We start from the raw sequence: 1,555 nt of genomic DNA, 5'->3' as shown, positions 1-1,555 counted from the left end.
TTAAATTGAAGAGTTTGATCATGGCTCAGATTGAACGCTGGCGGCAGGCCTAACACATGCAAGTCGAGCGGAAACGAGTTATCTGAACCTTCGGGGAACGATAACGGCGTCGAGCGGCGGACGGGTGAGTAATGCCTAGGAAATTGCCCTGATGTGGGGGATAACCATTGGAAACGATGGCTAATACCGCATGATGCCTACGGGCCAAAGAGGGGGACCTTCGGGCCTCTCGCGTCAGGATATGCCTAGGTGGGATTAGCTAGTTGGTGAGGTAAGGGCTCACCAAGGCGACGATCCCTAGCTGGTCTGAGAGGATGATCAGCCACACTGGAACTGAGACACGGTCCAGACTCCTACGGGAGGCAGCAGTGGGGAATATTGCACAATGGGCGCAAGCCTGATGCAGCCATGCCGCGTGTGTGAAGAAGGCCTTCGGGTTGTAAAGCACTTTCAGTCGTGAGGAAGGTAGTGTAGTTAATAGCTGCATTATTTGACGTTAGCGACAGAAGAAGCACCGGCTAACTCCGTGCCAGCAGCCGCGGTAATACGGAGGGTGCGAGCGTTAATCGGAATTACTGGGCGTAAAGCGCATGCAGGTGGTTTGTTAAGTCAGATGTGAAAGCCCGGGGCTCAACCTCGGAATAGCATTTGAAACTGGCAGACTAGAGTACTGTAGAGGGGGGTAGAATTTCAGGTGTAGCGGTGAAATGCGTAGAGATCTGAAGGAATACCGGTGGCGAAGGCGGCCCCCTGGACAGATACTGACACTCAGATGCGAAAGCGTGGGGAGCAAACAGGATTAGATACCCTGGTAGTCCACGCCGTAAACGATGTCTACTTGGAGGTTGTGGCCTTGAGCCGTGGCTTTCGGAGCTAACGCGTTAAGTAGACCGCCTGGGGAGTACGGTCGCAAGATTAAAACTCAAATGAATTGACGGGGGCCCGCACAAGCGGTGGAGCATGTGGTTTAATTCGATGCAACGCGAAGAACCTTACCTACTCTTGACATCCAGAGAACTTTCCAGAGATGGATTGGTGCCTTCGGGAACTCTGAGACAGGTGCTGCATGGCTGTCGTCAGCTCGTGTTGTGAAATGTTGGGTTAAGTCCCGCAACGAGCGCAACCCTTATCCTTGTTTGCCAGCGAGTAATGTCGGGAACTCCAGGGAGACTGCCGGTGATAAACCGGAGGAAGGTGGGGACGACGTCAAGTCATCATGGCCCTTACGAGTAGGGCTACACACGTGCTACAATGGCGCATACAGAGGGCGGCCAACTTGCGAAAGTGAGCGAATCCCAAAAAGTGCGTCGTAGTCCGGATTGGAGTCTGCAACTCGACTCCATGAAGTCGGAATCGCTAGTAATCGTGGATCAGAATGCCACGGTGAATACGTTCCCGGGCCTTGTACACACCGCCCGTCACACCATGGGAGTGGGCTGCAAAAGAAGTAGGTAGTTTAACCTTCGGGGGGACGCTTACCACTTTGTGGTTCATGACTGGGGTGAAGTCGTAACAAGGTAGCGCTAGGGGAACCTGGCGCTGGATCACCTCCTTA

1 rRNA gene is annotated in these 1,555 nt (G+C 53.6%); it reads left to right on the top strand.

What is annotated here, in order from left to right:
• Nucleotides 1-2: 2 nt before the first annotated feature.
• Nucleotides 3-1,555 (top strand): 16S ribosomal RNA (locus tag R8269_RS24065).

The sequence above is a fragment of the Vibrio sp. Vb0667 genome (assembly GCF_033391095.1).
This window is presented reverse-complemented; position numbering and strand designations above follow the sequence as displayed.